This window comes from Tunturiibacter lichenicola (assembly GCF_051013355.1).
Lineage (GTDB): Bacteria > Acidobacteriota > Terriglobia > Terriglobales > Acidobacteriaceae > Edaphobacter > Edaphobacter lichenicola_F.
The window spans coordinates 3,276,608-3,299,407 of sequence record NZ_CP132944.1 but is presented as its reverse complement, the minus strand read 5'-3'; the positions used below and the strand labels follow the sequence as shown (position 1 = coordinate 3,299,407).

The 22,800-nt window shown below is 54.8% G+C and carries 17 protein-coding genes; 9 read left to right on the top strand and 8 right to left on the bottom strand.

Annotation, left to right across the window (positions count from 1 at the left end; genetic code table 11):
* Positions 1 to 587 precede the first annotated feature (587 nt).
* The 3 genes from RBB82_RS13885 to RBB82_RS13875 all read right to left on the bottom strand — a co-directional run bounded on the left by RBB82_RS13885 (position 588) and on the right by RBB82_RS13875 (position 5,786).
* Positions 588 to 1,079 carry a c-type cytochrome gene (locus RBB82_RS13885; protein ID WP_433971205.1) on the bottom strand — a complete coding sequence of 164 codons (492 nt, stop codon included), beginning with the start codon at positions 1,077 to 1,079 and terminating at the stop codon, positions 588 to 590.
* A gap of 236 nt (positions 1,080 to 1,315) precedes the next feature.
* Positions 1,316 to 2,260 carry a metallophosphoesterase family protein gene (locus RBB82_RS13880; RefSeq protein ID WP_433971204.1) on the bottom strand — a complete coding sequence of 315 codons (945 nt, stop codon included), beginning with the start codon at positions 2,258 to 2,260 and terminating at the stop codon, positions 1,316 to 1,318.
* A gap of 22 nt (positions 2,261 to 2,282) precedes the next feature.
* The gene (locus RBB82_RS13875) at positions 2,283 to 5,786 is read right to left on the bottom strand and encodes a carboxypeptidase regulatory-like domain-containing protein (protein WP_433971202.1); all 3,504 of its coding nucleotides are present in this window, start codon (positions 5,784 to 5,786) and stop codon (positions 2,283 to 2,285) included.
* Positions 5,787 to 6,044: 258 nt separating this feature from the next.
* Between RBB82_RS13875 and RBB82_RS13870 the strand changes: the two genes are divergently transcribed.
* The 5 genes from RBB82_RS13870 (at position 6,045) to RBB82_RS13850 (ending at position 10,610) form a co-directional block, all read left to right on the top strand.
* Positions 6,045 to 7,487: a hypothetical protein gene (locus RBB82_RS13870; protein ID WP_433971201.1), complete on the top strand. Its 1,443-nt coding sequence runs from the start codon at positions 6,045 to 6,047 to the stop codon at positions 7,485 to 7,487.
* 164 nt (positions 7,488 to 7,651) lie between these two features.
* Positions 7,652 to 8,431, top strand: coding sequence for an ATP-binding cassette domain-containing protein (locus RBB82_RS13865; RefSeq protein ID WP_433971199.1), 780 nt, complete (start codon positions 7,652 to 7,654; stop codon positions 8,429 to 8,431).
* A 66-nt stretch (positions 8,432 to 8,497) separates the two neighbouring features.
* Positions 8,498 to 9,277: a sulfite exporter TauE/SafE family protein gene (locus RBB82_RS13860; protein WP_433971197.1), complete on the top strand. Its 780-nt coding sequence runs from the start codon at positions 8,498 to 8,500 to the stop codon at positions 9,275 to 9,277.
* 81 nt (positions 9,278 to 9,358) lie between these two features.
* On the top strand, positions 9,359 to 9,796 hold the full coding sequence (locus RBB82_RS13855; protein WP_433971195.1) for a gamma-butyrobetaine hydroxylase-like domain-containing protein: 438 nt from the start codon (positions 9,359 to 9,361) through the stop codon (positions 9,794 to 9,796).
* A gap of 7 nt (positions 9,797 to 9,803) precedes the next feature.
* Positions 9,804 to 10,610 carry a DUF3050 domain-containing protein gene (locus RBB82_RS13850; RefSeq protein ID WP_433971194.1) on the top strand — a complete coding sequence of 269 codons (807 nt, stop codon included), beginning with the start codon at positions 9,804 to 9,806 and terminating at the stop codon, positions 10,608 to 10,610.
* 11 nt (positions 10,611 to 10,621) lie between these two features.
* Here the strand turns inward: RBB82_RS13850 and RBB82_RS13845 are convergent, their stop codons facing one another.
* Both RBB82_RS13845 and RBB82_RS13840 read right to left on the bottom strand, forming a co-directional pair.
* The gene (locus RBB82_RS13845; protein WP_433971192.1) at positions 10,622 to 11,200 is read right to left on the bottom strand and encodes a TIGR00730 family Rossman fold protein; all 579 of its coding nucleotides are present in this window, start codon (positions 11,198 to 11,200) and stop codon (positions 10,622 to 10,624) included.
* 149 nt (positions 11,201 to 11,349) lie between these two features.
* A complete protein-coding gene (locus RBB82_RS13840) occupies positions 11,350 to 11,694 on the bottom strand; it encodes a hypothetical protein (protein ID WP_433971190.1) in 345 nt (114 codons plus the stop codon).
* A gap of 296 nt (positions 11,695 to 11,990) precedes the next feature.
* On the opposite strand from RBB82_RS13840, the gene RBB82_RS13835 reads away from it, so the two are divergent.
* From RBB82_RS13835 to add, 4 genes are all read left to right on the top strand, one after another.
* Positions 11,991 to 14,786: an ATP-dependent helicase gene (locus RBB82_RS13835; RefSeq protein WP_433975381.1), complete on the top strand. Its 2,796-nt coding sequence runs from the start codon at positions 11,991 to 11,993 to the stop codon at positions 14,784 to 14,786.
* Between the two features lie 41 nt (positions 14,787 to 14,827).
* Positions 14,828 to 14,983: a hypothetical protein gene (locus tag RBB82_RS13830; RefSeq protein ID WP_433971189.1), complete on the top strand. Its 156-nt coding sequence runs from the start codon at positions 14,828 to 14,830 to the stop codon at positions 14,981 to 14,983.
* Positions 14,984 to 15,186: 203 nt separating this feature from the next.
* Complete coding sequence (locus RBB82_RS13825; protein ID WP_433971188.1) at positions 15,187 to 16,668, top strand: amino acid permease; 1,482 nt, start codon at positions 15,187 to 15,189, stop codon at positions 16,666 to 16,668.
* Between the two features lie 9 nt (positions 16,669 to 16,677).
* Positions 16,678 to 17,718 (top strand): adenosine deaminase, encoded by a 1,041-nt coding sequence (gene add, locus RBB82_RS13820; protein ID WP_433971187.1) that lies wholly within the window; start codon positions 16,678 to 16,680, stop codon positions 17,716 to 17,718.
* 567 nt (positions 17,719 to 18,285) lie between these two features.
* Here add and RBB82_RS13815 read toward each other — a convergent pair.
* From RBB82_RS13815 to RBB82_RS13805, 3 genes are all read right to left on the bottom strand, one after another.
* Positions 18,286 to 19,689, bottom strand: coding sequence for a DUF4082 domain-containing protein (locus RBB82_RS13815; RefSeq protein WP_433971185.1), 1,404 nt, complete (start codon positions 19,687 to 19,689; stop codon positions 18,286 to 18,288).
* A 348-nt stretch (positions 19,690 to 20,037) separates the two neighbouring features.
* Positions 20,038 to 21,612, bottom strand: a complete 1,575-nt coding sequence (locus RBB82_RS13810; protein WP_433971183.1) for a DUF4082 domain-containing protein — start codon at positions 21,610 to 21,612, stop codon at positions 20,038 to 20,040.
* A gap of 501 nt (positions 21,613 to 22,113) precedes the next feature.
* Positions 22,114 to 22,701: a hypothetical protein gene (locus tag RBB82_RS13805; protein WP_433971182.1), complete on the bottom strand. Its 588-nt coding sequence runs from the start codon at positions 22,699 to 22,701 to the stop codon at positions 22,114 to 22,116.
* Positions 22,702 to 22,800 lie beyond the last annotated feature (99 nt).

The following is a 22,800-nucleotide window of genomic DNA, read 5'->3' as shown; positions in this document are numbered from 1 at the left end:
ATCTCCAAACGACCGCCCGGAGCAGATTGGTCAGACAGGATACATAGGAAGACGAGCATACACTTGGCCTCAATGCCGAGATACAAGGCGTTCGCGGTTCAAATAACGTCCGATGATCCCATCGCGCGAAAGCTGTAGGAGTGATTGTTCGGATCCTTGAATCAACCGCTATCATTCCGACAATGAAAAGCAGCTCGAAGGCCGTTCAGCTTCTCATAATCGGAGATCGCACACTGGATGGTGGCGGCCAGGTGGATTGCCGATGCAATCTTCGATCCAGACACTCTCATTGTATTTTTCGCGACCTCAATCTCATACCCCTAAGGTGAATATCCCACTTTATGTATCAAAATGTAGGTTCTTCTCAGATACTGAGTCATTAAATCCAAGTGACACTGAACGTGTTGACCGCTGAACTCTTTTGCTGTCAATGCGCGATGTCCCTGGTTATGTGTCAACCGGCACTGTTTTTTAGTGTCGGCGTCGAGGAACGTGTCGGATCGGTCTGTTGGTCGGTGTTGTGGCCGTCAATGATCTCCCTGTAGGTCAAAGGATGGCAGCATAGGCTAGCACAAACTCGATAAGCGCTATTTTGAGGTGCCACCATAGACGGTAGGCTCCCCCAAACTGCCCGCTTTCGGAAGATGACGGATGTAGAGAACCATGCGCCACATATCGTAATCGGAGAAATCGCCAGCCGAAGGAGGCATGCCCGAGGGATAGATCCCATTTTTGATAATCCACTTCAGTTGACCGTCGGTATAGGTCTGCACCTCGATGCTGGCAAGCGAAGGAACCGGTGGCGAGACCGACGCGGCGAAGGGTACGCCGGTGTTCTGACCGTCGAGGCCATGGCACACCATGCAATACGAGGTGAAGGCCTGCTTGCCGTCTTCGATATTCTCCACGGTTGCAGGAACGGGGTTGATGTCGCTCTTGCCGTGAACCGTGATGTGACGTTTGGTCCAGTAGGCGATCCGGGTTTCAGCGCGCGAGGGCGGCCTGGCGCTGCAACCCGACAGCACGCTCGACAAGAGAGAGAGCAAGATTAGTCGCGAGGTGTTGGCCGCATGTCTCATTCTCGTTTATTGGACCACAGGAGCGGTCGTATTGTGATCTCATGGCCACCGCCGCAGAAGAGTTTCGCAGGTTGCTTCTGAGTGGTCTCCATGTCGGCCGACAAAGAGCACTAGAATTTTAATCGAACGTGCGTGGCCGCACTCTCACGACCCGTCTGCCGTGGCAAGAAGGGCGAAGGAGGAAGAAGCTATAGCTTTTTCCTCGCAAGAGAATGCGGCGATGCTGGATCGATCAATCAGATTGAGTGGTAGGGCTTGCTGTAGTGTGTGGACCACTCAACGAGGTCGATGTTCATGAAGCGCCATGTGGCACGTTTGGTGTCAACTTCCATCAGCATGTAGGCGTTGGGGTCGTACCGTGTAGAAGCCATCGTGTAGTGCTGTGGCCCATAGTTGTGCGCGTAGTCGATCCACTTGTGGACGTGGCCGGACACGACAAGTTGAATCGTGTCCTGATACTTGCGAAGAAGCGGCAAGAGTCCATAATCAGCAAACTCAGCCGCCTTCTCCTGCGTGAGGGGATAGTGGATGAAGACAAACGTGGGTTTGTGTTGCTGCAGTTGCGCCTCAAACCAGTGCAACTGCTCTTCACCAAGAGAGCCGATACCAGGATTGAAGTCGGGTGAGGTGCGGTCCTGAGTGCTGCCGAGAAAGTTGTTCAGGTGAATAAATTTATAACCCTTATAGTCCAGGACGGAGTAGGGCTTGGTATTGAACTTGGCTTCGAAGAGCTGGTGGCTCATCTCGCGGGAGACGCGATGGACATCATAGTCGTGGTTCCCGAATCCGAGGTGCACCGGCATTTTGAAGCCGTCCGTAACTGCTTTGGCGTTGTCGAGACGAGTTGTGTTCTGAAAGTAGAAGTCGTAATCGGTGGAGGGATAGTTATGAAAGTAGTCGCCGACGAGAAAGACCTGTTCGATGGCTGGACTGAGGGAGTTGATGAGGTCGCGAGCCGAGGTCAACCGAGGTGTTGTCAGTAGGATACTCTCGTTGTCTTCGACGCTGTTCTCGCCACCTTTGACATAGAAGTTGTCGATGATGTGCGTATCAGCAACGAGTGCAAAGTAGAACTTGTCGGGTGAAGCGGTCGCCCGGGCCTGCTCAGCCCAGAGTCTCTGGGTGAGCAGGTTGCCGAGTGATGCGCCAGCGAGGGCTCCAAACTGTCTCCGATTCATCATAAGGTCGGCCTCTACAACTAAGTTAGAAGATGATCTTTCCGGCGAACTGCAGGATACGCGCCGGGAAGGTAGATGCGGCGGCAACAACACCAAAGCTGCTGGAACCGACGCCACTTTGCGGAAAGGCGTAGTTGGTCTGGTTGAGAACGTTGAAGGCCTCGGCCCGGAAGTCGAACGATGTGCCCTCGGGGCGAAGGGAAAATTGTTTGTGCAGGCCCATATCGAGCTGGTAGAAGGGGTCGAAGCGGACGGAGTTACGGCCGACGTTGCCGTAGGGGTGGTTATCATCCGGAATGGCGAACGCCGCGCTGTTGAGGGCGATACTATCCTGGTTGCCCCCTACCTTCATGCGCTGCTTCTTGGGAATGACTACATTGTTTGATATCTGGTTGGGACGCTGAACCAGAATGGTGCTAACCGACTGAGCGCTGTTTGGAGAGTAGGTTATGTTGACCGGGAGGCCGCTGCTGGCGCTGTTGATGGCTGTGATCTGCCATCCTCCTAAGACCTGCTGCATGACGCGCGGGGCGTCGCCGCCGAACAAACGTCCCTTGCCGTAAGGCAGATCGTAGACCAGCGAAAGCACTTCGTTCAGCGGCTGATTGTAGCCGGATGGGCCACGGTCGCCCAGCGGATTGGCCAAATTGATGCGTCCGCTATCTCCCGACGCCTCTTCGAGGTGGCCTTCGGCGTTATCTATCGCACGGGACCAGGTGAAGGAGTTCAGGAGATAGAGACCATGGCCGGCGCGGTGCTCAAGCTTAGTCTGAAGGCCGTTATAGCTGAGGAAACCGGCAGGGAGAGTCTCTTCGATGGTGGTGAAGGTTGGGATAGGACGACGTGCTGCCACACTGAGGCAGCCTGATGTGTTGCTTACATTGCAGGTGGCTGTGACAGGGTTGGCTTCGGACTGGTTGAGGTCAGCGAGCACCTGAATCTTGACGCCGTGCTCTCCAACGTAAGAGGCCTCAAAGGTAGTGGCGTTGCCGAACTGACGCTGAAGAGTGAGGTGATAGCTCTGGACATAGCCCGTTGGCAGATTCTTGGGAATGTAGCGGGCCTGGGTGCTGAGGTTACTGGCTGCAGTCACGTTGGCGGGGCTGGTAAAGCCTGTTGGATAGCCCTGCGATGTGGTCCGGAAGCATGGGTTGGGGTTTGCCGAGTTGAAAGAAGCACCTACCTGGGCTGTAGTGCACGTGGCCTGGGCGGGTTGCGTACGAATACTGGCCAGCGCGAACTGCGGGGCCTGAACGATGTTGGTGTTTACGATAGCCGGAAGGTTATAAGAGAGCAGATTTTCTCCGCCTTCACGGTTGAACTGAGCATAGCCGAGGCCGTAACCAGCGCGGACGACGGTCTTCGAATCAAGCGAGTAAGCAAATCCGAAGCGCGGGGCGAAGTCGAGCTTGGGCATGTTGACCAGCGCGCGGTTGTAGATAGAGCCGGGGCTTGCTTTGATGAGAGACTGCGTTGCCGGATCATAGTTGGCGAGCAGGTTGTTCGACTCCCACTGCGGTGTTACGAGTTCATAGCGCAGACCTGCATTGACGGTAAGCCGGGAGTTTACCCGGATATCGTCCTGGAAGTAGAGGTTATGCATGCGCTGGTTGAGATGGACGTTGACGAAGTTGTTGAGCTGGTAGGTGTCGCGTGCGCCAAAGATGAAGTCGGCCAGCGAGACAGCCTCTTTGGTCCCGGCATCGGCCTTATTCAAATCGTTCGAGGTCTTAAGTACCCCGATTGCGGAAAAGCTGAAGCTGCCATTGTAGGTGTCCTGCCCATAGACGGGGTTGAAGTCGTCGATGGTGGTAAAAATTGCCTGATACTCGTATCCCACCTTGTAGGTGCTGCGTCCGCGGATAAAGGTGTAGTTGACCTTGGGATTGAAGATGTAGGGATTCTGAAACTGAGGGTTGCTACCCTGGTTGCCGAACTGAGAGAACTGGTTGACGCTTTGGACGTTTAGACTGCGAACGACCTGCGGATCGGTCGGAAGACCGGGTATGCCTGCCATCAGGCTTGGCAGGTTTGCGCCATAGGGACTTTTGCCACCATCCGTGCGGGTGAAGGCGAAGCGGGCGTCGAGGATCGAGTTCTGATTGAAGATGTGTGTCACACCGCCGGCGACCTGCTGATTGAAGATGTTGACGTTGCCGTTACTGTTGCCGCCGGCAGGTCCCTGAATGTTCGGTGGCGAGACGATCTTGCCTCGGTTTTGGCTATAGCGGACGAAGGCAGTGGTGCGCTGGTTGAACGTCTGATCGACGCGGACGTCAAATTTATCATTGTTGATCGTATCGGAGGGCTGAGACGAATAGTTATTGCTGAAGGGAGAACCGGGAACGTTCGGCTCGGGTAGCGCACCGAGGACACCTTTGGCGAATGTGGAAACCGAGGGATCGTTGAAAGGGATCACACCGTTCGCATAGTTCTGTCCTGTGAGCGGATTGATGAGAGGGACAGGGGTGTTTGAAGTACTAAGGAACGTATAGCCACCATTGGCAAGCGCAAGTGTACTGGTTCCGTTCTGGTCTACGGTCGGAACGGTGGCTTGCAGGATGGCGTGGGCGACCTGACGCGTTCCTTCATAGTCGCCAAAGAAGAAGGTGTGATCTTTCCAGATGGGGCCACCGAAGGTTCCACCGAACTGGTTGCGTAGAAGGACCGGCTTCTCGGGAGCTTTGGTAATCGGATTGGAGGGTGCAGTGAATGGCCCGATGGCGTTGAAGACAGTATTACGAATGTAGTCGTAGGCCTTGCCGTGGAACTGGTTGGTACCGCTACGGATGCTGACGTTGATGACCGCGCCGGCCGAGCGCCCATACTCTGCACTGTAGTTGTCTGTCTCGACACGGAACTCGGAGATGGCGTCAGGAGAAGGAGGAATGGCCTGGTTAGAAAAGCCCTGGTTCGATGTACCGTATGCGTTGTTGTCCAGCCCATCGAGCAGGAAGTTGTTGAATTCGCTACGCTGACCGTTGACGTTGAAGCTGGCATCCCGGCTGCTGTCGGTCGTGTTCTCCAAGACGTTCCGGCGAACACCTGGGACGAGGGCCGCAAGATCCGCATAGGCGCGGCCGTTGAGAGGAAGATTCTCCACTTCTCGAGTGCCGATCACCTGTCCGCGCTCGCTGGATTCCGTCTCAAGGAGCTCGGCGGCGTCGGTAACTGTTACGGTTTGGTTCGCTGAGCCAATCTTCAGTGCCACATCGACACGTTGGCGTGCATTGACTGTAACCTGGAACGTTTGCGTGGCGCTGAGGTCGAATCCATCAGCCTGCGCTGTAACTTTATATTCGCCAACCTTCACGTCGGTAAACTCGTAACCGCCCTGGTCGTTCGACTTCGCCGTCACAATCGCCTTCGTATCCTGGTTGACGAGAGAAACCGTTGCGTTCGCTAACGCTGCCCCGGAGCTATCCCGCACATACCCCAGAACGGAGGCGGTTTCGAACTGCGCGAACAAGGGCGCGGAATTAACGATCAGGATACAGACGATTGCTGCCAACCATAAAACACGTTTCACAATAGCTCCAGAGTTTCTGTAATTCGGTTACTGACACGGATCGGATTGCACTACGCTTTAAGCAGACTGGGACGGGAATCAGAAGGTGCAGTTGGTTGATGATGGCTCCCTCGCGGCAGTCGCAAAAGGGTGCAAGCCCGTGGAAAATCGGCTTGCCCTGTGGCTACACCTACCTCACCCCTGCATTTTGCAGGGTTTTTCGTAATTTCCTTTCGTTGGGTTCATTGAAATTTCATATATTACATTTAGGCTGAAGGCATGCTGAAAAGGCGCGACCCATCGCTCGGGGGATCTGGCCAGCCTTCCATGAAGGCAATTGGCCGGGTCGCCTCTACTTCCCGTTTTGTTGGTACCATCGGCGTGCTCGTGGAGGAAGCACCCCTCGATCTGGAACAGTTGCGTTTGCGTCCGGAGTGGCAATTGGCTTGTCGCGTCGCGGCGAGCAAGAGACTCTGTAAATCCGACCTACTTCCGCGATTTCTCCTCTATGTCTGCGAACAGCACCTTGCGGGAAACGATCACGAGATTACCGAGCAGCGGATCGGCACGCAAATCTTCAACCGCGACACAGGTTACAACCCTGGTGAAGATAACATCGTTCGAAGCTACGCTCGCATGCTGAGAAAGCGTCTTGACGAATATTTCGAGGGCGAAGGGTCCGGAGAACCCATGCGCATCATCATCCCTCGCGGCGGATATGTCCCTGTATTCGTAGGCTACGCCGACGCAAATCCTCATACCACCGAATTCCGGGTCGCCATTGAAGGTTCTCCCAATGCGGAGCGGCACGAGTCTGTATTGGAGCCACTCCGCCCACACAATCCTCCCTTCAAACCACATCGGCAGATGTCATGGCGTTCGCTTTGGTTTGGAACAGCACTAGGAATCGTCCTCACATTCGTTGCGTGGTTCGTAGCGCATTACATCCAGGAGCAAAAAGAGCGAAGCGGAGCGCACGCCATCTGGGCGCAGCTCTTTCAGCTAAATCGCAATACGCTTATCGTTCCACCCGACAGCGGGTTGGGCATCCTGCAAAACCTCACTGGACATCTAGTTCCGCTCGAAGAATATGCAAACGGAAACTACCCTATCGACAAACAGCCTCTGCACGATATCGGAGTCGACAACCTTAACGATCTGCGGCGTCAACGTTACACCAGCCTCGTCTCTCTCAACATAACGTCGATGCTTGCTCAGCTTCCTGAGTTCTCCGCGGGACGGCCTGAGATCCGGTATGCCCGCAGCATTACCGCCGAAGATCTGAAAAGCTCAGACGCCATCCTCATCGGCTCAAGCCACACTAACCCCTGGGTCTCCCTGTTCGATAGCAGGCTGAATTTCAAGCTCGAATACACACCGGAGATCAACCAATCTTTCGTCTTCAATATGCACCCCGCTTCTACAGAGCAAACCATATACCGCAACGGAACCGATAAAACCGCCAATAGCACCTACGGTGTGATCGACTACGTTCCAAGTCTTGACGGAGTTGGCCATGTCCTCATCATCCAGGGACTGAACATGGCAGGCACCCAAGCCGCGGCCGACACACTATTCAACTCAGATGCCATGAAGCCCATACTTCAGGAAGCCTCATCGAACGGCTCGCTTCAATCGTTCGAACTACTGGTGGAAACCAGCAGCATTGGCGCTACCGCGCCACGTGCGCAGATCATCGCAACCCGCTTTCATTCAGAATGATGTGTACTAAAAACTGTCTTTCCACGTCTCCTAAAGACTAGGCGTGTTGAGGCACATCGGCGATCGCGGCTAAGCCGAAGGCGTTTGCTGAGGTAGCTAAGCAGCGGCGCAATCACGTGCGGGCGTCTCGTTGCGAATGTTTCGGCGAATGCTAGTATCCCAGCATGGCAACGAATGAGGGACTGGTGGAAGCCCGGGGACTAGTGAAGGAGTACGACTCTGGGCGGCGACGCGTTGTGGAGAATGTTTCGTTTACCATTCGACGGGGAGAGACGCTGGGGTTAGTTGGGGAATCGGGTTCGGGCAAGAGCACTGTGGCGCGAATGCTCTTGCGACTCGTGGAGCCAACATCGGGTGAAGTTCTGTATGGGGAACAGGATCTGCTGGCGATGAGCCTGCGAGAGACGCGAGAGATGCGGCGACGTATGCAGATCGTCTTTCAAGACCCATATTCGGCGCTGAATCCTCGCATGCGTGTGCGAGATATTCTGGCAGAGCCGTTCATGATTCATGACGAAAGGCCGATGGAAGGACTGGCAACGCGGCTAGCGGAGATGCTGCTCACAGTCGGGCTGGATAGCTCAGCTCTGGACCGCTTTCCGCATGAGTTTAGCGGAGGACAACGGCAGAGAATCAATATTGCTCGCGCGTTGGCGCTGAAACCCGAATTTGTGGTGTTGGATGAGCCGGTGAGCGCGTTGGATGTCAGTGTAGGAGCGCAGGTTGTGAATCTGCTCCGAGATTTGCAGCAGACATATGGACTGACCTATTTGTTTATCTCTCACTCTATGCCACTAGTGAGATATCTGTGCGACCGCGTAGCCGTGATGCAGCGTGGGCGGCTGGTGGAGTTGGGCGACAGTGAACAGGTCTGTGGCGCTTCACGGGATGTGTACACGCAGCGTCTGATTGCGGCAACTCCAGAGATGCCCACTGCAGGTTGAGCTCGTGGGCTTGCTTTTTCGCTAAGCGAACATCGTTCTTCCAGAAGTCGATACAATGGAAGATGGATGATCTCGAGTTTTAGTTCGCATTGGCATTACATCTGGCTCGTCTTGGCCTCTTCGGTTGCCGGGGTGATGAATGCGATGGCGGGGGGCGGGTCGTTTATCTCGTTTCCAGCCATGTTGGCGATGGGTGTGGCTCCCGTTCAAGCAAACGCTACGAATACGGTCGCACTCTGGCCGGGTCAGCTGACTTCAGTGGCTGCTCTACGCGAAGACCTAAGACGGGACCTTCTGCCTTCGGTCTGTGCCGCATCAGTTTTGGGCGGCGTGAGTGGTGCAGTGGTTCTGTTGCATACGCGGCAGATTACGTTTCTGCATATGGTGCCCTGGCTTTTATTAGTTGCTTCCCTGCTCTTCGGCATCAGTGGATCGGTGTCACGATGGCTGCGGAGGCGATCGGAGACACCCCATATACAAAAAGCGCCGGCGGTGATTCCGTTGTTCTTCGTGCTGCTTCCGGTCTGTTTTTATATCGGTTATTTCGGGGCTGGTGCCGGTTTTTTGATCATGACCGCACTCGCGTTGTTTGGCGTGGAGGAGATGCATGCGCTGAACTCAATGAAGGTGCTAGCGGCCTGCCTGTCCAACTTTTGCGCCGTGGTGACGTTTGTGTTCCGCGGAGCGGTGATCTGGCACTACTGCCTGATCTCAATGATCTTTGCTGCCGTTGGTGGCTATGTGGGAGCACAGTATGCTCGAAAGATAAACGCAGATGTGTTGCGAACGATCGTTGTAATTACAGGGTGCCTGATGGCCACTTACTTCTTCTGGAAACTTGGCTAATGATCGATGGTGGCGATGGTGCATGCATTTCTATTGATGATGCGGCAAAGCCTTAAAAGATGTGGAAGTGGAGGGAAGCGTATGAGCCATGAAGGAATTCGCATTGTTAGTGCGGAACAGGCGCATCAAGAAGATGAAGAACACGAGCGGATGCCGTCCGATGCGGTAACTCCGCAGAAGGTGCGCGTAAAAAAAACCGAGGGAACGGGGGTAGAAATCGACTGGAAAGACGGACACCGGAGCGCTTGGAACTTTGCTTGGATGCGGAATGCCTGTCCCTGCGCTACTTGCCACGATGACCGGGAGAAGTCCGGTCGGTTGCCCGGTGTTGCGAAGCCGAAGGAGCAGACACCGTTGATGATGTACGAAGCGCCAGTAAAGCCCCTTGAAGTAACTCCGGTGGGTAAGTATGCGCTGAAGTTTAAGTGGAACGATGGCCACGACAGTGGAATTTATTCCTGGGAGTATCTGCGGCGGGTGTGCCGCTGTGATGCCTGTATGACGAAGCAAAAGTTGTAGGGAGAGTATGAGTACTTCAAAGCAGACGGAGAAGTTGCAGGCGTTGGCGGAGCAGTTGCGGCCCTTATACAACAGATTAGCGGGTCACCCTTTGTACAAATCATTTAAGACGGTGGAGGACCTGCATGTTTTCATGGAAGCGCATGTGTTTGCAGTATGGGATTTTATGTCGCTCCTGAAGACTCTGCAACGTGGGCTCACATCCATAGATGTTCCGTGGTTGCCAAGCAGGTTCGCCCTAAGCCGGCGGCTAATAAATGAGATCGTGCTGGGCGAAGAGAGCGACGTGTACGGGACCGAGACGGTGAGCCACTTTGAACTGTACCTGCGAGCGATGAGAGTGTGTGGGGCGTCGACGACTGCTATCGAAACATTGTTGAAAGGCCTGTATGACGGGGCAGGCTGGGAACAAGCTTTGGCGATGAGTGGCGCGCCAGAAGCGGCGCAACGGTTTGTACGCACAACTTTCGCTGTGATTGATAGCGATAAGCTACATGCAACAGCGGCAGCATTTACTTTCGGGCGCGAGGATCTTATTCCAGATATGTTCCGTGGATTTATTCGTGATCAAAATGAGAAGCTGCATGGGCGTCTTGAACTGATGCGCTGGTATATGGAGCGGCATATCGAAGTGGATAGTGAAGAGCACGGTCCGATGGCGCTACGGATGGTCGGCGAGCTGTGCGGGGACGATGCAACGAAGTGGCAGGAAGCGACAAACGCAGCAGAGATGGCGTTGCGTGCTCGTATTGCTCTTTGGGATGGAATCGCTGCGAGCCTGAAGACCGAGCGGGTAGAAACGTTTGTTTCGTGACTGTTTGCGGATCAATCGAGTTTGAGCACCGAGAGATTCGTCGACGGTAAACCAAGCTGTAATTTGATAAGAGCTTCTTCTATGGTGTCTGCGATGAGAATAATTTCGCGGTTATTCTGCTTGAGCATACCCTCTGCGACACAATGATCCAAGAAGGCGAGTAGTTGGTTGTAGAAACCGTTGATATTGAGCAAAAGGATAGGCTTTGCATGGAGTTTAAGTGTGTGCCATGCCAGGACCTCAAACAGTTCCTCGAGCGTGCCGAAGCCTCCTGGTAACGCGATGAATGCATCTGCCTTCTCCCCGATGAGCGCCTTACGGGTATGCATCGTGCTAGTAACATGGAGTTCTGTGATGCCGTGGTGTGCGACCTCGAGATCGACCAGCACTTCGGGAATGACCCCGACTACTGTACCTCCAGCAGATAGCGACGACTCGGCGACTGCTTTCATAAGTCCGACGTTGGCTCCGCCGTAGATGATTCCGATGTTGAGAGCGGCTAAAGCACTGCCTAGTTGCTCTGCCGCATCTCGATAGGAAGAACGCAATCCGTTAGAGGAGGAGCAGAAGACGGCGACGTTACGAATCATTCGTCGAGGATATCAAGACTGAGTAACGTCGGTCTCGACTACAGACGTGTTGCGTGTTTAAGAAGGGATGTAGACCGACCGATTAGGGAGAAAAGAGCGGTCGGTCTAAAGAAAAGCTTGCTTGAAACGGCTTTCTCGCTGCAAGAGAATTAGTGAATGGTGATGGTTGCGCCAGCGTGATCTTTTGTAACTTGCTCAATGACCGATCCTACCGCGTGGTTCGGAGTGGCACTATTGGCAACAATCTTAGTTCCGACAGGAAGATCGAGTGCGACGAGTTTGCCGGGCTCAAGTGTTATCGACTTGTCGCCTGCCAAAACCTCCAAGGGTGTTCCGGTTTCGTTGCGAAGGTTGAATTTAACAGAGCTGACCTTTGTCTTGCTGAACATCGCGTGAACAGGAGACGAGATACTGGAAGGTGCAGCGTAGACGGCCGGAGCTGCAAGGAGTGAGGTAGCGACGACTGCGACGGTGACGAGATTGTGACGTTTCATTGTTAGCTCCAGTACTTCAAAATTCCGACTGAAGTTCTCTGCCATGGATCAGGGAGCCCGTCGTGAATTGAGTTACGCAGGTTGGACGAAGTTGGTTCCCAAAAACTCGATTTGATTTTTCAATTAATCGTTTCGTCTTAATCGATTTGGTTCTTGTCCACGCGCGGACAGCTTGTTCGCAAATGGACATAAATAAGCGGGTTTGAGCCAGTTTTCAAGAGGCACCCAGGAGCGTTGGCGCAAAGAGCTTAAAATAGAGATTGGAGCGTGTGGAGTTGAGTCGACTTTTAGAAAATATGAATCCGCAGCAGCAACAGGGGATCCAATCCGTGGACGGTCCCGTGCTTCTGCTTGCAGGTGCCGGATCAGGAAAGACGCGTGTGATTACTCATCGCATCGCTTATCTGATACAGGAGCGAGGCGTAGCGGCGGATTCGATCCTTGCAGTGACTTTCACGAATAAAGCAGCCAAGGAGATGGCCGAACGAGTCGATAAGATTCTCGGGCATAGTAGCCTGGCGAAGCCGATGTTGGCGACGTTTCACAGCTTTTGCGTGCGTGTGTTGCGGCGAGATATCGAAGCCATGCGCGTGGGTGGAGTTGGGCTGACGCGTACGTTCGCCATCTACGATGAGACCGATCAGCAGGCCGTAGTGAAGCAAGCACTGAAGCGACTGGGAATCGATGACAAGTCGCTGAAGCCGAGAGTGGCATTGGGAAGAATCTCGTGGGCGAAAAATCACATGATCGATCCGCAGGAGTATTTTCTTGCGAGCACCAACCCCATGGAAGAGAAGATTGCGCACATCTTCGAGATCTACAAGAAGGAGCTGTTCAAGGCCAATGCGTTGGACTTTGATGATCTGCTACTGGAGACGGTGCGATTGCTGAAGTCCTCTGGCGAAACCAGAGAAAGATACAACAAACGCTACAGATATCTGCTGATCGATGAGTACCAAGATACCAACCGACCGCAATACGAATTGATGAAGCTGTTGGCAGGACCTGATGCCAACGTTTGCGTCGTAGGTGATGAAGATCAATCGATCTATAGTTGGCGCGGCGCGGACATAAAGAACATCCTTGAGTTCGAAAAAGACTTTCCCGAGACGAAGACGATTCGCCTGGAACAGAACTATCGCTCGACGCAGATCATTCTGGAGGGCGCTGGCGCGGTAGTGTCGCAAAATACGCAGCGCAAGGGAAAAAATCTTTTTACGACGCGGGAAGGCGGAAGCCTGATCGGATATTACGAAGCTCCCGATGGCGAGAATGAGGCTTTGTTTATCGCAGATCGGGTGAAGCGATACCTTCGCGAGGCTGGCGGACAGACGGATCTGCCTCGCTGTGCTGTGTTGTATCGCACCAACTCGCAGTCTCGGTTGGTGGAAGAGGCGCTACGACGATATCAGATTCAATACCACATGGTGGGAGGCTTCAGTTTCTATGATCGTGCTGAGGTCAAAGACATTCTGAGTTATCTAAAGCTGGTGCAAAATGTTCACGACTCTGTTGCACTCAGCCGAGTCGTGAATTCCCCACCTCGTGGAATTGGTAAGACGACGATGGAAACGCTGGAACGAATGGCGCTGTCGAGTGGCATGAGCACGTGGGATGCGATTGGTCGCGCGATTGAAGATAAGCTGTTGCCACCGCGGGCGCTACAGGCGTTGGTCGGCTTCAAACGATTGATAGAGGATGCCCGTGCGATGTTGGGACCCGGGTTCGCAGAGAAGCTGACGAGTGATCTTACTGGCCCCGAAGACGATGCCCTCTCGTCCGACTTTGCGGAAGACGCAGAAGTAGATGTTTCGTTCGGATTTGGTGAGGAGAGTGTTGCTGCTCCAGAAGAAGTGGACAGCGTAGATACTTCGTTCGATACGACCTTCAACTTTGGTTTCGACTTCGGCCCAAGCGAGGAGATCTCCACAATCGCGGCTGAAAACGCGTCGGACTCGGATGAGGCTCACGGAATTGACGCGTTAAATTTCAATCCATTTGCTCCCGTTGTGTTGAAGCGATCTGCCGGTACGACGATGGAGAGGGCTGCCGAGATCAAAATGACAGACGAGAAGCCCGCGTTTCGCAAGCCAGGAGATGCGGCTACATTGCCGGAGCTGATCAAATTTTTGAATGATCGAAGCGGTTATATTCGGGCGCTCGAAGAGGAAGCTACGCCGGAGTCCTTCTCGCGCATCGAAAACCTGAAAGAACTGGCCAATGCGGCTCAAGATGCCCAAGAGCGAGGGGAGACACTGCATGAGTTTCTTGACCACGCGGCGTTGGTGAGCGACGCTGACAGCTATAGCGAAGAAGCCCGGGTGACGCTGATGACACTCCACGCAGCCAAGGGGCTGGAGTTCCCACTGGTGTTTCTGACAGGCATGGAAGAGGGGTTGTTTCCGCATTCGCGCACGTTGACCGATCCTATTGGGCTCGAAGAAGAACGGAGACTCTGTTATGTCGGAATGACGCGAGCGATGGACACACTGGTCATGACGCGGGCCAGGTACCGGCGAAGGTATGGTAGCGATATGCCGGAGTCGAGCATCGCTTCGCGGTTTTTGGAAGAGGTGCCCAGTCGATTGGTGGAGGACCTTGGAAGCCCTCCGGCACAACCTCGGTTTGCCGGCTCGGAGTATAGTTCAGGCTACAGTGGCGCCTACGCGACACCTTATCCCAAGGCGAACCGGTTTGGTCGCACGAACGCCGAGGAGGGCGAACGGCACTATAGCTACGAGGACGAGGACCAAAGTGGAGAGCGTGGCCCGAAAAGGCCTTCAGGGATGCCCGGAGTTAATAATCGAGCGGGATACGCGGGTAAGACGGCAGCTCCCGGGCAGTCTATGGACAATATTGCCAGCTTTTTTGCTGCGAGAGGGCAGAAGATCTCGCGTCCGAAGCTGGAGGTCTCGGAACAGACTGGAAAAACAGGGCTGAGGCAGGGTTCCCGAGTCAGACACCCGAAGTATGGTGAAGGAACCGTGTTTCGTCGCGAAGGCGATGGGGATGACGCGAAGATTACAGTACAATTTCAACAGCACGGTGTGAAGAAGCTGGTGGAGAAGTTTGCCCAGCTGGAGCGCCTCTAAAGTTCTGAAAATCGCAGCTTATAGAAAGATTGGCAAGATACATGGCAAATACAAAGAGCATCACCGACACACAGGAGCGCAAGAAGGTTAAACGCGCAGCACGTAAAGCAGCGGCGCCAAAGGGTCCACGTACGGGCGCTCGTGGCGAGAACAAGCAGAAGGTTAAGAAAGCATCACGCGGCCAGAGCAAGCGGTAACTGATTCTCTTCAGCAAGGCTGCTCGGATTTTGTTGCCGCGCGGCTTTTGCTGGGAGATGATGTCTTGTGAAATCGCATTGTGTGTCGGAAACGCCCCCGCACCAATTCTTTGAAAGCAGGAGCGAGCGCGCTGGCCAGGCAAATCTTTGCAACTAAGTCGATCGACAAGCTGATCTCTGAATCGGAGCTGCCGGAGAACGCGTTGAAAAAGACGCTTGGCCCGGTCTCGCTGACTGCGCTGGGCATCGGCGCGGTCATCGGTTCAGGGATCTTTACGGTCATTGGCGTGGCGATCGGCGGCAATCCGGCGACGATGGCCTCGTTTGGGGATTCACCGGTCATCGATCTTCTGCTGCACCACGGTGCGATTGCTGGACGTCCAGGTGCCGGGCCGGCGCTCGCCATCTCGCTGGTGCTGGTCGCCATCGTATGTGCGCTGACTGGCCTCTGTTATGCGGAGCTGGCTTCGATGATCCCCATCGCGGGCTCGGCGTACACGTACACCTATGCCACGCTCGGGGAGTTGATTGCCTGGGTGATCGGGTGGGATCTCATCCTTGAGTATGCGTTCAGCAACATGAGCGTCAGTGTTGGCTTTGCGGCCCATGTGGTAGCGTTGCTGGACTGGATCGGGGTGCCGCTCTCGCCGAAGTGGCTCTCGCCGGCTTATCTGCCACTCGGATTGCAAGATCTCCAGGGTAAGGATATCTACGCCACAGGCTGGCACGCGGGATTCAATATCCCAGCATTCTTGATCGTGCTGCTGCTTACGGTCGTGCTAGTGCGAGGTATACGTGAGTCGGCACGGACCAACAACATCATGGTTCTGGTGAAGATCGCTGCGATCCTGTTGTTCGTGTTCTTCGGTCTCAGCTTCATACATCCGGCAAACTATCACCCCTTCTCTCCGAACGGTTGGAGCGGTGTGCTGGCCGGCGGATCGATCATCTTCTTCACCTATATCGGATTCGACTCGGTCTCTACCGCTAGCGAAGAGTGCAGGCGACCTCGGCGCGACGTCCCGATCGGGATTCTGGCGACTCTAATTGTCTGCACATTGCTCTATATCGGCGTTGCGATCGTGCTGACCGGGATCGTTCCCTGGCAGTCGGTTGCAGGCGATGCTGCTCCGGTCGTCAACGCGTTGAAGCGGGTCGCACTTACGCCCGATGGACACAAGCTGCATTGGGTGCAGCTCGCGGTGCTCATCGGCGCGCTTGTAGGGATGATCTCGTCGATCCTGGTGTTCCAGCTCGGACAGGCTCGAGTGTGGTATGCCATGTCGCGGGACCGCTTGTTGCCCGATGTCTTTAGCAGAGTGCATCCACGGTTTCGGACGCCGGCGTTTGCGACGTGGGTTGCTGGCTTTCTGGTGGCGATTCCTGCAGGGCTGTTTGACGTCGGGACGTTTGCGGAGATGTCCAACATCGGGACTCTCTTCGCGTTCGTTCTGGTGTCGATTGGCGTGATCGTGCTGCGGTACAAAGAGCCCGAACGGCATCGCGGGTTTCGCGTGCCGTTTGGACCAGTGATTCCGGTGCTCAGCGTAATGTTCTGCGTGCTGCTGATGGCTGGATTGCCGACGAAGACATGGCTGAGGTTCTTCGTGTGGCTGATCATCGGGTTGTTTGTGTATGTGCTCTACAGCCGGAAGCGTAGTGAGTTTTACACGCCGAAAGCCTAGGATAGACAGATGGCTCGAAAGCAGACGAAGCAAGAGGTTGAGATCGACGTCGTTGAGTGGCTGCGAAAGCTGCCGAAGGTTGAGTTGCATCTGCATCTTGAAGGAACGATTCAACTCGACACTTTGATGGAGTTGAGCAAACGGCACGATCCTGAGCCGCTGACTGTTGCAGCGGCCAAGAAACTGTATATTTACGAGAATTTTCTTGGATTCATGGACTCGTTCAAGGCGGTTTCGGCACGTTTGAAGGGGCCGGACGACTATGAATTGATTACTTACAACATGATTCGAGAACTGGCGGCGCAGGGTGTGTTGCATGCCGAGGTGTATATCTCGTTCGGGATTATCTATTTCTGGAAGAATGAGGAGGTAGAGCCGTACGTCGAGGCGATCGAGCGCGGCCGGGTGCGGGGCGAGAGGGATTTCGGGACCACCATCTATTGGTTGATCGACGCGGTGCGGCACTTCGGGGCGGAGGAGGCTGTGAAGGTGTTCCGGAAGGCGGCGGTGATGCGGGAGCTTTATCCGAGCATTATCGGGATCGGGATCGGTGGGGATGAGGCGCGCGGGAGTGCAGATCTGTTTCGGGAGTCGTATGCGGAGGCGAAGGCTGCCGGACTGCGGCTGACGGCTCATGCGGGCGAGACGATCGGTCCAGAGAGCATTTGGGCGGCGCTCAATATCGGAGCGGAGCGCATTGGCCACGCCCTCTCGGCGCAGCATGATGCGGAGCTGCTGGAGATACTGGCGGAGCGGCAGATTCCGCTGGAGCTGAACGTTACCAGCAACATCAGGACAGGATGCTGTAGAAGCATTGATGAGCATCCGGCGAAGCATTACTTCGAATCAGGGCTGATGGTGACGATTAACTCCGACGATCCACCGATGTTCGGGAGCAATCTGCTGGAGGAGTACGTACTGGTCCAGAAGCAGTTCGAGTTTTCACTAGAGCAGATGCGTGAGCTTGCCGCCAATGCTGTGGAGGCAAGTTTTCTGCCGCCTGAGCGAAAGCTGGACCTGCTGCGACGTGTGGAGCAGTACGGAAACTAACCCTGGGGGGTACCCCCCCCATTGCTGCACCTAAACCATTTTGAATGAGCAACTTAATGCTGACATAGGCTCCCAAATATGTCATTCTAAATGGCTTACAGCTAAATATGTCCAATCAAACGGGTTATCACTCACCTTGTCCCTTCTGAACGTAAAAAAGCCCCGATCGCCCGGGGCTTTCCAAATGTTCTATCTCTAGTATAGCTGGCGGCTGGTAACTCATACGCCACGCAGATGTGCTGGATTGACGGGGGGATCTGCGTCTTTGGGGCTTGACAGAGGATCTTCCCGCTAAAACACCTACCTATTATTTGTCGGTCCTGCATGTTTCGGTTCGCCATGACGTTTTCCTCGCCTGGCTTTGGCAACTTTCTTAATGGCGTGACTGTGATTCCCGTCGGGGATGACAAACAAAAGCGAAAGTGGCTCTACACCCACTGCCGCATTGCTCCAGCTTGTTCTCGCCGGGGTTGAGCAACCAAGGGCTGAAGACAAAATCGGTACGCCGGCCATTCGCAAGTCGATTGCGAAGGCCAGCGTACCGAAAGGTGGAAGATTTGCGATGGGTTAAGGGACCGCCACCGAGATCTCGTTCGAGCCAGTGCTTTCTACACCACTCTGGTCGACGCTCTTTACGAGGTAGTTATAGGTATTACCGGATGAGACCGAGCTATCGACGTAGGTCGTCTTCGTGTCGATTCCCGAGTTGACCAGTTGGAAGGCTCCACTCCCCAACGCCCGGTAGATGTTATAGCCCGCAACCGGATCGGTAGAGTTGCTTGGTGCAATCCAACTGAGGTTAACCTGCTCGGCTGTTGCCGTGCCCGTGCCGCTGAGAGCCACAGCCGCTGAGCTGCCTGTGGTCGAGTTGCTGCTGATGGTTAGCTGCCCGGTGGCTGATCCAGATGCGGTCGGCTTGAATTGAAGCTGAACGGCCATCGTTTGATTTGGGTTCAAGGTCGCCGGGAAAGAGCCCCCAGTGATGCTGAAACCTGTGCCGCTAATCGAAGCCGAGTTTACGGTCACAGGGGAACTACCGGTGGAGGTAAGGGTCACCGAACCGGCCGCTGCCGTGTTGACTGCAACGCTGCCGAAGCCGAGTGTCGAGGTATTAACATTCAGTTGCGGATTGGCGGCAGCGCCGGTACCGCTCAGAGACACGACCGTTGAACTGCCGGTGGTCGAGTTGCTGCCAATGGTAAGCTGGCCGGTCGCCGCCCCGGATGCGGTGGGCTTGAACTGAACCTGCAGGGTCATCGATGAGTTTGGATTCAGAGTTGTCGGGAAGGTGCCTGCGGCGAGGCTGAAGCCGGTGCCGCTGACTGCAGCCGAGTTCACCGTCAAAGGAGAGGTGCCGGAGGAGGTAAGCGTCACTGAAGCTGTCGTCGATGAATTGACAGCGATGCTGCCAAAGCTCAGGGTTGAGGCACTGACCGAGAGCTGAGGATTTGCGGCGGTGGCTTGTGCCGAGTACACGACATCGACCCAGAAGTTCGACGATTCGTAGTTGGCACTCGGGAATTTGCTCTTTGAGGCGTGAAAATAGACGCCATTTCCGCCGTTGACACCATTCTGGAGCGCGTGCAGGGGAGCATTATCTACCCCCTTCGTTTTGAAGTAGTTAAAGTCTATGGAATAGTGCCCTACGGGTGCCCAATAGGAGGCGATGTAGACCGTGTTTGCGGTCACCTGGACGGGTGTGGCGAAGTTTACCTGTTGCCAGCCTGATGCGGTTTCGTTGGTAAAGGTCGCGCTTTGCAAGAGTACCCCGGATGTAGTCCATAGATGCGCAACGTGGGTGCCTGTGTTTGTAGTTGCTTTATAGAAACGCAATCCAGTGATGTAGCCGGTTGTGTCGGACTTGAACTGCACGCCAAGCTCGGTTGGCGCGGGGTTACCGTGGTCGATCGTCCCAGGCGTGGATGATGCCGGGAAGATTGTGACCTGCGCATCGGCAGAGGTGGAGAACATAACGCCACAAGCCAGAATCAGAAGAAGAGCACTAATCCCTCTGCCAAGCAGGGAGCGTTTCTTTGCAGGCCAGAGGCGTTGTGGATCTCGTATAGGGGACGAATTGGTGAGGTTAAGAGTTGAAGTTGATACAAAACGATCAGCGAATGGGGAAAAGGGCTTGCTGTAGGACACTCATTACCTCTTGGATTTGAACAAAAATTGCATGGTTCAATGGATTCATACGGGTTCAGCTGAAACGTTATAGTCGGCAAGACCAGGCAAAGGTTCGCCATGCCCGGACTCTATTGAGTCCGGGTTGGCTTCCTTTGATTGGCTATGCAGGTCTTGAGAAATTAACCAGGTGGGCTACGGCACCGCCACTGAGATCTCGTTTGAGCCGGTGCTTTCTACACCGCTCTCGTCGACGCTCTTTACGAGGTAGTTATAGGTTTTACCGGATGTGACCGAGCTATCGACGTAGGTCGTGCTCTTGTCGATCCCCGAATTCACCAATTGGAAAGCCCCACTGCCAGTGGCCCGGTAGATGTTATAGCCGGCAACCGGATCGGATGAGCTAGCTGGTGCATGCCAACTGAGATCGACCTGCTCGGCTGTTGATGTGCCCGTACCACTGAGAGTCACAGCCGTAGAGCTTCCCGTTGTGGAGTTGCTGTTTAAGGTGAGTTTTCCAGTCGCGGATCCTGATGCGGCGGGTTTGAACTGAAGCTTCACAGCCAGCGTTTGATTTGGGTTCAACGTGACAGGGAAGGTTCCGCCGACGATGGAGAAGCCCGTCCCACTGACAGAAGCCGAACTTACTGTGACCGCGGTGGTACCTGAAGAGGTAAGGGTGACTGAACCGGTTGTCGCAGAGTTGACGGCAACGCTACCGAAGGCGAGAGTTGTCGCACTTACTTTGAGCTGCGGGTTGGCGGCACCGCCGGTACCGCTGAGAGTCACGGCTGTTGAGGTGCCTGTGGTGGAGTTGCTGCCGATGGTGAGCTTGCCGGTCGCCGTTCCGGAGGCGGTGGGCTTGAACTGAAGCTGCAGGGTCATCGATGAATTCGGGTTCAACGTTGTCGGGAAGGTGCCCGCTGTGAGGCTGAAGCCCGTACCGCTGACTGCTGCCGAGCTTACCGTCAAAGGAGAGCCGCCCGAGGAGGTAAGCGTCACGGAAGCTGTTGTCGCGGAGTTGACAGCGACGGTGCCGAAGTTCAGCGACGAGGCGCTCACTGAGAGCTTAGGAGTCGCTGGGGTAGCTTGTCCCGAGTAGACGACATCGACCCAGAAGTTTGACGACTCGTAGTTGGCATTCGGGAAGTTGCTCTTTGAGGAGTGAACATAGACGCCGTTTCCGCCGTTGACACCATTCTGTAGCGCGTGGAGCGGAGCCTTATTTACCCCCGCCTTCGCGAAGTAGTTCATGTCCATGGAAAAATGCCCCGCGGGTGCCCAATAGGAGGCGACATAGACGGTGTTTGCAGTCACCTGAACGGGTGTGGCGAAGTTCACCTGCTGCCAACCCGACGCAGTTTCATTGGTAAAGGTCGCGCTTCGCAGGAGTACTCCGGACGTAGTCCAGATATGTGCAACGTGGGTGCCTTTGTTTGTGCTCGCTTTATAGAAGCGCAGTCCAGTGATGTAGCCGGTGGTGTCGGACTTGAACTTCACGCCAAGCTCAGTTGGAGCTGGATTGCCGTGGTCGATCGTCACAGGTTTCGAAGTTGCTGAGAAAAGTGTGGTCTGTGCATTGGCGAAGGCGGAAAACGTCACGCCGCAAGCCAGCATCAAAAAAAGGGTACTAAGCGCTCGGCCGAGCAGGGAGCGTCTCTTTGTGGGCCCGAGGCGCTGCTCACCTCGTTTTGGCGACGAGATGGTGGAGTTGAGAGCTGGTGTTGCTACGAGGAGACCGGGTTTAGAAAAAGAATTGCGATAGGGCACTCATTACCTCTTTAGTTGCGCAAATTACATGGATCTTGAGCAGATAAAGAGGAAAAGAGAAAAGTGTGGTTCAAACTCGTATGCTTGTGCGCGGTCCTGATTCGGAAGGATCTGTGGGCACATTGGGATTTTGTCTAACCTAGCAGCTGCCATGACGCTACCAGGTCGCCGATTCTAATTCCCCAGCTTCATACGGGTGGGTTTCAGCTTACACGTTATATTTGGCAACGCTAACAAAGGTTCGCAAAAAAAGCGAAGGCCCATGCCCCGACTCTATTGAGTTCAGGCAGCTTCCTTAAATTAGAGGTGCAATTCTTGAGAATTTAACCAAGGAGTGTTACTTTTTCGTTACTTTGGTTCAAATTGATTGCTATCTAAAGTTCTTACTCAGTTTACAGCATAGATACGTTGAGTGCAAGCCGGCTCAATGTTGCAATTTTTAGCAGAGTGCGCGCGCCTTTGCAACCCTTGAAAGTAGTGTTTTTCGGCTAGCCGATCGCGTTAGCGGCCGTTGGGGGCCGGAACCATGACGGCGTTGGGATCCACTTTTGGGATGCCGAAGTGTCCGCTGAGGTGCACGAGGTCGAGTGGCCGGAGTTCGCAGGTGATCTGGATGACACTCATGTTTTGCGGGGAACGGCTGAGAACCGTTACGCCGGTGATGTCGGCGCCGGCGAAGTGCAGCCAGAGGTCGGTGACGGTGTTGCGGGGCTGGGCGGTGTTGGCTGAGTTTTGGTTCGCGTTGACGAGGTGTTTCCAACCGGCTGCATTGTAGGAGGCGACGATGGCGTCCATGGTCTCAGGGGTGTAAAAGGCCGGGCGGGGATAGCGGTAGTTGTCGACGGAGATGCCGGTGAGGGCCGCGGCGGCGTGGTTGGCGTCGAGGCCGCCTGAGGCGAGGAGATTCTGGGCGATCTGGAGCTCGGAGCGATCGAAGCTGAAAGAGGTGTGGGTGGCGGGCTGATCGGCGAGATTCATCAGAGCGCCGTGCATGTCGAACGTCGGGGGCGGCGGAGGACCAACGGGCGGTTGCGCGAGTGCTGTCGCGGCGAAGAGAGCAAGAACGAAGAGGACGGGACGCAGTTTCATGATTGTCTCCCTGCTTGCTTAGACCCGGGTTTTGATGGGGAGTTACGCCGGGTGCGTCCATTATTTGCCTGTTGGGGATGTGTTGCAAGTTGATCGTTG